Genomic DNA, 11,016 nt, shown 5'->3' on the forward strand with positions numbered 1-11,016 from the left:
TGCGCGCACTCGGCGTCTCCGATACTCGCCCCGTTCGCCCGCGAGCTGGGTATGGCGGTGCCGCGCCCGGTCGCCCAGCACATCCATCGTCAGACCGCGGGCAGCCGCGGTGGCGTGGTGGCCGCACTGACCGCCGCCTGCTCGGCCCGCCTCGATGCCGGAATCCGCGCCGTCGACGACGCCGTCGCCGCCTGGGCCCGCGCCCTCCTGGACAACCTCGAGCCCGATCTGCTGGAAACCCTGGTCGTCGCCACCACCGGCACCGGCCTGGACTCCTCCGAACTCACCGAGGTCCTCGGCGTGGACACCGCCGCGGCCCAAGAACTGATCGACCGGGCCAGGGCCAGCGCGCTGGTCACCGATGCCGATCTGCTGCTCGAACCCGCCGTCACGCCGCTGCGCACCCTGCTCGGCGACCGCCGCTTCGTGGCCGTGCAGCGTCGTTTGCTCAACGCGCGATTGGATGCCGGCCTGCTGCGCGATCACACCGCGCTGCTACTCGCCGAATCCGGTGTCCGCGACCAGCGTCTCGCCGAATTCCTCTGCGCCGCAGCCGAAAAGGCGGGACGTGAGGCCGTGCGCTACTACGCCGCCGCGGCGGCGACCGGCGCAGATCCGGACGTCATCGCGTTGCGCTGGGCGGAGGCGGCCGCATGCACCGGCGATGGCGATACCGCGATGCGACTTGCCGAACCTGTGCTGGCTCGTCCCGGTGTCACCGGCGCGGAACTGGCTGCGGCCGTGCGGATCTACGCGGCGGTGCTGACCCGCCGCGGTCTGGTCGGGCGCGCGGCGCAACTGTATTCCTGGCTCGGCGCGCATCGGGTCGGCGCGGATTGGGCGGTCGGCGCGACCGTGCAGTATCTCGCCGGTGAGGTGACCGCCGCCGCGGAGCTGTCCGAATCGGCGACGCAGTGGCCGCCGACCGAGGCCAACGCGCACGCACGCCTGATCGCCACCGCACTCGCGCGCACCATCGTCGAAGACAAAACCGGCACGGCCACAGCCGTATCCGCGCTCATCCAGGCCGCGCAGGCCGATGCGGGCACCGATCGGTTCCTGCCGTGCACCGCGGTCTCCATCGCGACGCTGCTGTGCCTGAGCACCGGCGAACCGCGTCGTGCCGGTGAGGCACTGCGCCGGGCAACCACCAGCGGCCTGCGCTGCCACCAGTTGCAGGTGCTGACCGCCTGGGCGGCGATGCTCGGCGGCGACGAACAGGCCGCCGCGACCACCGCCGCCGCGCTGCAAATGGATTCCCTCGATATCCGCGACCGCCTGCTCGCGCACGGTGTCGCGGTCGGCCTGGCCCGTCGCGGCGGCGATCACGCCGCACTCACCCGCGCCTGGCAGGCCGCCTATCCGCTCTTCGACGATGTTGACGCCGACCTGCTCACGCTGCTGCCGATCGGCGAACTGTGGCTCGCGGGCATCCGGCTGCGCGACGAGCGCCGGATCGCACCGCTGGTCGACGCCAGTCTCGCGCTGCTGCGCCGACTCGACCAGCCGCCCGCGTGGGCCAATGCCTTCCACTGGTACGGCGTGCAGGCCGCGATCGCACACGAGAGTCCGGAGGAACTGCTCCCGCACGCCCGGCTGCTCAAGGCCGCGGCCGAGGCCGGTGACCGGCATGCCGCGATTCTCGCCGACGCGGGCCGCACCTGGGTGCTGGTGCTGCGCGGTCAGGTCGCCGCGGCTCCGGTGCAGGCGGCGGTCGCCGGACTCAGCGAGATCGGGCTGACCTGGGATGCCGCCCGGCTCGCGAGCGAGGCCGCACTCGCCGCCGCCGATTCCACGACCGCGACCACTCTGCTGAAACTGGCGAGAACCGTCCGGGCCGACGCCCGTCCGCAGGAGCCCGCGGCTCGGCCGACCGCAACGGCCGCGACCTCGGGCAACGGTCAGGCCGCCGCCCCGCAACCGGTCGCCGACGCGGCGATTCTCAGCGAACGCGAACGCGAGGTCGCCGAACTCGTCCTACTCGGTTTGACGTACCGGGAGATCGGCGCTCGCCTGTACATTTCCGCCAAGACCGTGGAGCATCATGTGGCCCGGATCCGACGCCGGATCGGTGCCCGTTCCCGTTCAGAGTTATTGTCGATGCTCCGCGCCATGGGACACGGCTCGCTGCTGGTGTGATCGGGGTGCGGCCCGATCCGTGACGCCGAAGCGAGGTATTGAGGATGGCCACTGGGGTGGGCCTGCGCATCGCCGCGGACAACTGCACAGCGGCCATCGTCACCGATAACGGCGAACCGACGTTCATCGTCCGCGAGTCGATCCTGCATATGTCGGATGACGGCGACACCGTCCTCGGCGGACCGGCCCCGGCCGGTCATACGCATTCGATCACCGGATTCGCATCCGCGGTCGGCGATCCGGCCGGTATCTCCGTCGACGCCGGTGAGGCCTACCGGGCCGAGGATCTGGTCGCGACCGCACTGTTCTGCCTGATCAATCTGACCGCCGAACATCTGAACGGCGCCGCCGAGTTCTATGCGACCTATCCCGCGGGCTGGCCGTCGGAGTACGTGCTCTCGCTCCGCGACGCACTGGACTACCTGGGCCTGAAGTCGGTTCTGCTGGTCAGCGAAGGCGATCTTCCCGGCAGCGATGCCGTCGCACCGGAAAACGCCTACGCCTACGACGCCGCACGCGCCGCGCTGGCCGCGGTGCTGGCGACCCCGGCGGGCGCGACCCCGCCGGATCCGAGCAATGCCGAGAACTCGACCGTGGTCACCGATGTCATCCCGGCGGTGCCGACGCCCGAGGTGCAGCCGCAGGCCTATTCGGCGGCGATGCCGGTTGCCGCACCGCTGGTCGCGCCGACCGCGGTCGAGGCGACCACGCCGGAGCCGCCGCCTGCCGCGACCCCCAAGAAAGACCGCGGCACACCACTGCTGATCGCGGTCGCGGTCGGCATCGGCCTGATACTCGGCGGCATCGGTGTCGCCGTGCTGTTCCGTGATCCTGGCTCGACCCCGGTGCCGCCGGTGCGCGACGCCAAATCCGACCAGGTCTCGACGAGCCCGGCCCCGCAGCCGCCGGTGGACCTACCGACCGTGCCGGAAACCACGCCGCCGAGCACCGAACCGCCCGTCGTCATCACCAGCAGCGAACCGGAGACCACCGAGCCGCCGACCACGACACCACCGACCACCACGCCCGCACCGACCACGACGACACCGCCGACGACCACCCGGCCGAGCCGGACCACGACCACCCGTCCCGGCTTCCCGATGTGGACGCCTCCGACCTGGACGCAACTGCCGTGGCAGCAGCCGATTCCGTTCGAGTTGGCACCTCCTGGTTGATTTCGTAGCGACCTACCCGGGTTTGTGCCTTAAAGTGATCCGCTGACCGGTGTAGTGGCTGGCACATCCGTGCCGACGAAGGGACTTCATGCGCAAGTTGGTGGCGCGCAGCGCCGCGGTCAAGGCAGCCTCGATCGGATTCGCCGCGACCGTTTTCATCGCACCCCTGCTCGTCACCAACGCCGCTTCGGCCGAACCGACAGCACCCGGGCAGCTTTCCTCCGAGAACCTGCCGCCCGAACTCGTCGAGGCCATTTCCCGCGATCTGAAGATGACGCCCGCGGAGTATCTGGAACGCTCCGCCAAGGCCCAGGAGCTCAGCGAATACGCGGAGTCGTTCCGCAGCGAGCGCCCCGACACCTACGCGGGCGCCTGGCTCGGCACCGACGGTAAGCCGGTCGTCGCGGTCACCTCGGTCGACGCCGCCAAGATCGCCGCCGCCGACGGCTACCAAACCCATCTGGCCCCGATCTCGGCGAACAGCCTGGAGAACTCGCTGATGCAGCTGAATCAGTGGATCAACACGCTGCCCAAGGAGATCTCCCAGTCGATCAACTCCGTCGCGGTCGACTTCCTGAACAGCCAGCTGGTGCTGTCGGTCGCCAATACGCCGGTCGGCCACGCGCTGAACCTGCCGACCCTGATCGCCAACGTCAAGGTCATCCTTTCGCCCAATAGCGGCGGCCCGATCGAACGCCGTCCGATGGGCGGCGACACCTACATCACCGCGCCGACCTCGCTGAAGGACACCTCGCTGCGCGGCGTCGATGTCTGCTCGTTCGGCTTCAACAGCGTGGACGCCGCGGGTAACGCGCTGAACATCAGTGCGGGCCACTGCGACCCGAACCTGGAAAAGGACGATCAGCACGCCGCGGTCTACCTGCCCAATGTCAGGGACATCCCGAACAGCATCGAGCTCGGTAACTTCGTCAAGGCGCGCCTCGGCGGCCCGACCGCGCTCGACTACTCGGTCATCAAGCTCAACGAGCGCTCGGTCACTGCGGGCATGGACCAGCCGTCGGTGCGCGGCGCCAACGGCACCACGCTGACCATCACCGGTACCGCCGAGCCGGTCACCGGCGCCCCGGTCTGCAAGTCGGGCCAGTCCTCCACCTTCACCTGCGGGTTCGTGGTGGCCGATCGGGTCGAAACACAGCTGTACACCGCCGAGGGCGTGAGCAAGACCGTGCGCGGCTTCGCCAGCTCGGCCTGCACGCTCGGCGGTGACAGCGGCGGCGCGATCGTCTCCGGCACGCTGGCCCTCGGCATCACCAGCGGTTCCAATGCCGCCGACGCGCCCGACTGCAACGAGGCCAATATCGCACTCGCGCAATATGGCGGCACCGCGACCCTCGGCATCCCGATCCGCTCGATCCTGGCCGATATCGACGCGTCCGCAGGCGGCGGCGTCGGCACCGGCATATCGCTGCGGACCCGGCCGAACGCCGGGTGAGAGGGCTTGTCGGACAGCGCATTTCCGATAAACCGACCGCCGGTCGATTAGTGGGCAGAACAACATTCCGACATAAGTAGGCATAACCGCCCGGACACTTTAAGGTATGGGCATGCTCCTGCCACGTATAGGTCAGTTCCGATCAGCTGCGCGACAGACCCGGGTCCGAAAAACAGTTATCGCCGCCTCGGCGGCGATTCTGCTGTTCGGTCCAACGGCAGCAGTAGCGAACGCACAACCCGACCAGCCGGCGCTGCCCGCCGACCTGATCGCCGCGGTCGCGCGCGATCTGAAGATCTCCCCCGAGGAGTACCTGCACCGGGCCGATCTGGCCCAGCAGCTCGCGGCCTTCGCCACCACGGCGCAGCGCCAGTTCCCGCAGGTCTTCGCGGGTTCGTGGCTCGATGACGGCGGCAAGGCGGTGGTGGCGCTCGCACAGGGTCCCGGTGCCGATGAGGCGCGCCAGGCGGCCACGTCGGCCGGATTCGAGGTCCGCAACGTCGCCAAGAGCGAGGCGGCACTGCGCGGCGAGAAGAGCGCGTTCGAGCGCTGGCTGGAGGGGCAGCCCGAGGCGGTCTCCGCGCTGGTGCGCGGTGTGGTGGTCGATCCCGTCAACAACAGCATCGCGGTGCGGGTCGAGCAGGCCGGCCTGCCGATGCCGAACTTCGTCGACCCGTCGCGGGTCATCGTGACGGTCCCGCCGATCGCCGGTGAGCAGCTGCAGACCACCCCGGTCGCGGCTGCCATGCAGACCGGCCCGCTGGCCGGTGGCGACGGCTTCGCCTCGATCGCCGGGAAGACGTCGCTGCGCTGCTCGCTCGGCTTCAACGGCACGGACCGGGCAGGCAACGTCGTAAACATCACCGCGGGCCACTGCAATCCGGACATTTCGTCGGCGGGTTCGGGGAATGCGGCAGGCGTCTACGAGCTGGCAGGCGATCGGGCGGGTGCGCAAGTGGGCACCTTCCAGAAGTCGGTGCTCGGCTCCCAGGACTACTCGATCATCCGGATCAACGATCAGGCCAAGGATCGGTTCAGCAACAACTTCGTGCGCCAACCCGGCCAGCCGGTCGCGGTCGAGGGCGTTGCCGTGCCGGTGGTCGGTGCTCCGGTCTGCAAGTCCGGTGCGCGCACCGGCTTCAGCTGCGGCATCGTGAACGCCGTCGACCAGACCGTGCAGGTCGGCGACCGGGAGCTCACCCAGGCATTCTCCGCCAACATCTGCGCCCTGCCCGGTGACAGTGGCGGCGCGATCGTGTCCGGCCGGATGGCACTGGGCATCTCCAGCGCGTCGTCGGTGGCCGACTTCCCGATCTGCGAGATCCCGAATCTGATCGGTGCACTCACCGGTAATGCGCCGCAGCTGTTCGCCCAGCCGGTCAGCGTGGTTCTTTCGGACAACCCGGGCCTCAAGGTCAACAACTAGCAGAACCCCGCAAAAAGGCCGACAGCGGCGACGCTGTCGGCCTTTTTGCTGTCCTCGGGCCCGATCCCTGAACTCGCGTTGCCCGAGTGCACCGCTGGCGACTGCTTGCAGGTCGCTCGAAAAGGTCAGCAATGACCTGTGGGGCCCGGCGACCTTCCGGCATCCTGGAATGCATGTGTTTGGTGTTGATCGGTTGGCGGGTCCATCCGGAGTATCGGTTGATCGTCGCGGCCAACCGCGACGAGTTCTACTCCCGCCCGACCGAGTCGATGCGATGGTGGTCCGAGGTGTCCGGACTGCTGGCCGGGCGCGATCTCGGGGCGCTGCGCAAGGTTGCGGGCGATCCGCCGGGTACCTGGCTGGGGTTGACACGGGACGACAAGGGCCGCAATCGATTCGCCACCATCACCAATGTGCGCAATCCGAAAGACGAACGCGGCGATGCCCGTTCGCGCGGGGCACTGCTGATGGATTTCCTGCGCGGCACCGGCGACCAGCGTGAACTACTTGCCCCGGAGAATTATGTGCTCGACGTAGCCGCCGCCCCCGACGACTACAACGGCTACAACATGCTGGTGTCGGATCTCGAATCGCTGTGGTGGCACTCCAACCGCAGCGCACGACCGCCCCAGGAGCTGACACCGGGCTTCCACGGGGTATCCAACGGCATGTTCATCGCCTCGGCCGCACCCGGCCCGGGGGCGGCATTCGAAGCGCCCCAACCCATTTGGCCCAAGGTGCGCGGCGGTCTCAGCGACCTGCGCACGGTGGTCGAATCGGATCCCGGCAATGTCGCGCGCTACTTCGAGGTGCTGGCCGATCGCACCGAGGCGCCCGATGATCTGTTGCCGCACACCGGAGTTCCGCTGCGGCGCGAACGCACGCTCTCGGCCAGATTCATCGCCAACGCATTGCACGGGACCAGGGCGAGCACGGTCCTGCTGGTGCGCGAGGACGGTTCGTTCGAGATGGCCGAGCGTTCCTTCGGACGCTTCGGACGGCACAAGGGCGAGGAAATGTTCAGCGGCAGTTTGGATTTGCGCGAGCGTCAGGCCTGAAACGCAAACGGCCCGCTCCTGGGTGGGAGCGGGCCGGTCGAGTTCGATCGAGATCAGTTCGGCTGCTGGGCCGGCGCAGGCTGCTGGGCCGGCACCGACTTCTCGGCGAACTTGGTGGTGCCGGGCGCCGCCTGCAGGGTGTTGATCAGGTCGATGCCCGCGAGGGTCAGGATCGGACCACCGACGGCGAGGGTGCCGAGGATGCCACCGATACCAGCGCCCGCGATAGCGGCCGGAATGCAGCCGACACCGAGCAGTGGCAGGCCGAGGATGCAGCCGATGACACCACCGGCGACGACACCGATGGCGGTGCCGACGAAGCCACCGACCGCCGTGGCGATGCCGAACTGAGTAGAGAACTCGTTCATTGCCCGCTGGTCTTCATCCGGGGAGGCAATCGGCTTGGCGATGGCGTTGACCGTATTCGCCTTTTGCTCGACCTTGACGCTCTGATCCGGCGTCAGTTCGAGCACCTTGCCGTCGTCCTTCACAACCGGCTTGACGTCGACCGGGGTCTGACTCTCGCCCACGTTGACGTCGAGCGGCACCGAAAGAACGGCGTTACCGAGTTCGTCCTTGACCGTGTAGAGGTCCGGTTCCTTCAATTCCTCGTCGGACTTCGTCAGCTCGAAAGTCCCTCCCTTGAGGGTCGCGACGACGGTCTTGTCCACGAGCTTGACGGAGTAGCTGATCGGTTGAGCAGCCGCAGGGGCGGGCTCGGCGTGAGCAACTCCGAATCCGACAGTCATAGCGCCGATGACCATCGTGGCAGCCGCGGTGGTGCTGCGGAGATTCATTCAGTTTCCAATCCATCATCAGGTTGTTCACGCGCCGCTTCCGTACACGCGAGAGCGCTCATCAACCCGAGGTGGTCGGACCCCGGATTCTCCCCGAGCAGTGTGAAAGACAGGCACAGCAAACAGAACGTCGTGAGCGTAATCGAACCGACATGAAGATGCGAGATTGGTTTTTCACATTGTGATCTCGGCGTGACTAAGCCTGTCCTTACTGCCCAGCGGACACGTTGCACCGTTTACGGTGGTTGTCGCCCCGATCGACACTCGGATCGCACGATCTTCGTGAAATCCCTCACAGGCCCGATACGGGTCAAGCCCCAGGAAGAGGGGGCAGTACCCAACCGGCGATCGTACGGTAGACAGGTAAGTTACCGGTGGGTAACTTACCTGCAGTTAGGATACGAGCCAACCGGGCGGCGAGATCGCCGCCCACGCTCGTGTTGCCTCAAAAGAAAGGTCGCGACATGAATGCCCTGACACTGACGCTGGGCACGATTGGTGTGGCGTTCAGCCTCCTGGGTTGGGCTTCATTCGTCGGCGGCGTCGGCAAAATGACCCGCGCGATTATGATCGGCCAGCCCGCGCCGGATCGCTGGCGACCATTCTTCCCGCGCCTCAAGACGATGATCGTCGAATTCCTCGCCCACACCCGGATGAACAAATTCCGCACGGTCGGCTGGGCGCACTGGCTGGTGATGATCGGCTTCCTCGGCGGTTTCATCCTGTACTTCGAGGCGTACGGGCAGACCTTCGATCCCGAATTCCACTGGCCGATCATCGGCGGCTGGGGCATCTACCACCTGTGGGACGAACTGCTCGGCATCGGCACCGTGATCGGCATCCTGGTGCTGATCGTCATTCGCCAGCTCAACCACCCGCGGGTGCCCGCGCGGCTGTCGCGATTCAGCGGTTCCCGGTTCGCCCCGGCGTACGTCATCGAGGCGATCGTGTTCCTCGAGGGCATCGGCATGGTCATGGTGAAGGCGGGCAAGATCGCCACCTACGGCCACTCCGAGGCGTGGACCGACTTCTTCACCATGCAGGTGGCCAAGCTGCTGCCCTCCAGCGTGGCGATGGTCGCCATCTTCGCGTTCATCAAGATGGTTTCGGGCAGCACCTTCCTGCTGCTGGTCGGTCGCAACATCAACTGGGGTGTGGCCTGGCACCGGTTCGCGGCCTTCTTCAATATCTACTTCAAGCGCGAGGACGACGGCGGCGTCGCACTGGGCGCCGCGAAGCCGATGATGTCCAAGGGCAAGCCGGTCGATATGGAGACCGCCGACCCGGATGTCGACACCTTCGGCGCCGGCCGGGTCGAGGACTTCTCCTGGAAGGGCTGGCTGGACTTCACCACCTGCACCGAATGCGGTCGCTGCCAGTCGCAGTGCCCGGCCTGGAATACCGGTAAGCCGTTGTCGCCCAAGCTGCTGATCATGTCGCTGCGTGACCACGGTGTCGCCAAGGCCCCGTACCTGCTGGCCGGTGGCCGCAAGGATATGGGCGGCGACGAGATCGGCCTGGTCGATGGCGAAGGCAAGCCCAACGAGGCGAAGCTGGCCAAGATCTCCGAGCTGGCCAAGGCCGAGGCCGAGCGTCCGCTGGTCGGCGGCGAGGATGTCAACGGCATCATCGACCCCGAGGTGCTGTGGAGCTGCACCACCTGCGGTGCGTGCGTCGAGCAGTGCCCGGTCGATATCGAGCATGTCGATCACATCATCGATATGCGCCGCTACCAGGTGTTGATCGAGTCGGAGTTCCCCTCCGAGCTGGCCGGGTTGTTCAAAAACCTGGAGAACAAGGGCAATCCGTGGGGCCAGAACGCCAAGGACCGGCTGAACTGGATCAACGAACTCGACTTCCAGATCCCGGTCTTCGGCCAGTCCGCCCCGAATGGGGAAGAGATTGCCTCCTTCGACGGGTACGAGTACCTGTTCTGGGTCGGCTGCGCGGGTGCGTACGAGGATCGCGCCAAGCGCACCACCAAGGCCGTCGCGGAGCTGTTGGCCACCGCGGGCGTGAAGTTCATGGTGCTCGGCGCCGACGAGACCTGCACCGGTGACTCCGCGCGCCGGGCGGGTAACGAATTCCTGTTCCAGCAGCTCGCGCAGCAGAACATCGACCTGTTGAACTCGGTGTTCGAGGGCGTCGAGCCGTCGCGCAAGAAGATCGTCGTCACCTGTGCGCACTGCTTCAACGCGCTGAACAACGAGTACCCGCAGGTCGGCGGCACCTACGAGGTGGTGCACCACACCCAGCTGTTGAACCGGCTGGTGCGCACCAAGCAGCTGATCCCGGTCGCCTCGGTATCGCAGAATGTCACCTACCACGACCCGTGCTACCTGGGCCGCCACAACAAGGTCTACAACGCGCCGCGCGAGTTGATGGAGGCCTCCGGCTCCACCCTCGTCGAAATGCCCCGGCACGGTGAACGTTCCATGTGCTGTGGCGCCGGTGGCGCGCGGATGTGGATGGAAGAGCAGCTCGGTAAGCGGATCAATATCGATCGCGTCGACGAGGCGTTGTCCACCTTGAACGGTGGCAACGAACCGTCCAAGATCGCGACCGGCTGCCCGTTCTGCCGCGTCATGCTCACCGACGGTGTCACCGCCCGTAAGGACGGCGGCGAGGTCGGCCAGGGCGTCGAGGTCGTCGATGTCGCGCAGTTGATGCTCGACGCCATCGACCGGGTCGACCCGTCGAAGCTCACCGAGAACCTGACCGTGGTGCAGGAACCGAAGCAGGCCCCCGAGCCGGAACCGGTTGCCGCCGAACCCGAGCCGGAACCGGTTGCCGCCGAACCCGAACCGGCACCCGTGGCCGAAGCGCCCGCCGAACCGAAGGCAGCTCCGGCCGGTGGCGGTCTGGCGATGAAGGGCGGCGGCAAGGCGCCCGGTGGTCTGGGTATGAAGGGTGCGGCCAAAGCACCAGGTGGTGGTCTCGGTATGAAGGGCGCCGCGAAGGCACCCGG

At 67.2% G+C, this 11,016-nt stretch carries 7 protein-coding genes; 6 read left to right on the plus strand and 1 reads right to left on the minus strand.

Features of this window, described 5'->3' with window-relative positions:
* The 5 genes from ON44_RS31835 to ON44_RS31855 form a co-directional block, all read left to right on the plus strand.
* On the plus strand, positions 1-2,139 hold a 2,139-nt coding region (locus ON44_RS31835), incomplete at its 5' end, for a LuxR C-terminal-related transcriptional regulator (RefSeq protein WP_040697055.1).
* Positions 2,140-2,183: 44 nt separating this feature from the next.
* Entirely contained in the window at positions 2,184-3,314 is a 1,131-nt protein-coding gene (locus ON44_RS31840) for a hypothetical protein (RefSeq protein WP_051182669.1), read from the plus strand.
* 88 nt (positions 3,315-3,402) lie between these two features.
* On the plus strand, positions 3,403-4,767 hold the full coding sequence (locus tag ON44_RS31845; protein WP_040697046.1) for a S1 family peptidase: 1,365 nt from the start codon (positions 3,403-3,405) through the stop codon (positions 4,765-4,767).
* 106 nt (positions 4,768-4,873) lie between these two features.
* Positions 4,874-6,193: a S1 family peptidase gene (locus tag ON44_RS31850; protein ID WP_444543895.1), complete on the plus strand. Its 1,320-nt coding sequence runs from the start codon at positions 4,874-4,876 to the stop codon at positions 6,191-6,193.
* 173 nt (positions 6,194-6,366) lie between these two features.
* Positions 6,367-7,251 (plus strand): NRDE family protein, encoded by an 885-nt coding sequence (locus ON44_RS31855; protein WP_040697063.1) that lies wholly within the window; start codon positions 6,367-6,369, stop codon positions 7,249-7,251.
* A gap of 53 nt (positions 7,252-7,304) precedes the next feature.
* Here the strand turns inward: ON44_RS31855 and ON44_RS31860 are convergent, their stop codons facing one another.
* Positions 7,305-8,048, minus strand: a complete 744-nt coding sequence (locus tag ON44_RS31860) for a DUF8020 domain-containing protein (RefSeq protein ID WP_040697049.1) — start codon at positions 8,046-8,048, stop codon at positions 7,305-7,307.
* A 464-nt stretch (positions 8,049-8,512) separates the two neighbouring features.
* Here ON44_RS31860 and ON44_RS31865 point away from each other — a divergent pair.
* Positions 8,513-11,016 (plus strand): (Fe-S)-binding protein (locus ON44_RS31865; protein WP_040697052.1); only part of this gene is annotated, 2,504 nt, incomplete at its 3' end.

It is taken from the genome of Nocardia vinacea NBRC 16497, assembly GCF_000308835.1.
Taxonomy (GTDB): domain Bacteria; phylum Actinomycetota; class Actinomycetes; order Mycobacteriales; family Mycobacteriaceae; genus Nocardia; species Nocardia vinacea.

What these genes read in the sequence shown, in the direction of transcription:
- ON44_RS31840 (WP_051182669.1), top strand. Translation starts at nt 2,184, where the DNA reads ATGGCCACTGGGGTGGGCCTGCGCATCGCCGCGGACAACTGCACAGCG.
- ON44_RS31845 (WP_040697046.1), top strand. Translation starts at nt 3,403, where the DNA reads ATGCGCAAGTTGGTGGCGCGCAGCGCCGCGGTCAAGGCAGCCTCGATC.
- ON44_RS31850 (WP_444543895.1), top strand. Translation starts at nt 4,874, where the DNA reads ATGGGCATGCTCCTGCCACGTATAGGTCAGTTCCGATCAGCTGCGCGA.
- ON44_RS31855 (WP_040697063.1), top strand. Translation starts at nt 6,367, where the DNA reads ATGTGTTTGGTGTTGATCGGTTGGCGGGTCCATCCGGAGTATCGGTTG.
- ON44_RS31860 (WP_040697049.1), bottom strand. Translation starts at nt 8,048, where the DNA reads ATGAATCTCCGCAGCACCACCGCGGCTGCCACGATGGTCATCGGCGCT.